Origin of the sequence: Helicobacter sp. MIT 05-5294 (assembly GCF_000765675.1) — a bacterium.
In the GTDB taxonomy this organism is placed as follows: Bacteria; Campylobacterota; Campylobacteria; order Campylobacterales; family Helicobacteraceae; genus Helicobacter_D.
On record NZ_JRPA02000088.1, the window covers coordinates 1 to 444 of the forward strand.

The window sequence follows — 444 nt, forward strand, 5'->3', positions numbered from 1 at the left end:
AGGAGAATTACCATAATGCACGAGCACTTTTCTATCTTTATGCACGAAATCATTGCTTAGATTGAATGTATTTATATTAAAAGTAGAACTAAGACCCCAATTTACCCCATACCTCCCACTAGGGATTCTAAGCTTAAGTTCTCCTCCTATACTATCAGGTCCATTTCTTTCTAAGATATAAGCAAAAGGTTTAATATCAAGCGCATCAGCAAATATATAACTTGTTTCCATTTGTGTGATCTTTTCAATTTTTCTAGAGTCTATTTTTTTAGTTTCATATTCTTTTGTGTCTTGTTTCTTTACTTTCTGATATATGACATTTCCACCAATTTCAGCATTAATTACTTTATCATCTAAACAAATATAAACTTTTGACATTGTAGATTCGCTCGTTTGTTTAAACCTCTCTATAACAATTAAGATTCTTTTTTGGTATTGGATTCT

Annotated in this window: 1 protein-coding gene; it reads right to left on the reverse strand. The window is 30.4% G+C overall.

The features are described 5' to 3' along the window. Positions 1-441: DUF5675 family protein (locus LS69_RS10985; RefSeq protein WP_342747955.1), on the reverse strand; the 441-nt coding region annotated here is incomplete at its 3' end. Between the last annotated feature and the right edge of the window lie 3 nt (positions 442-444).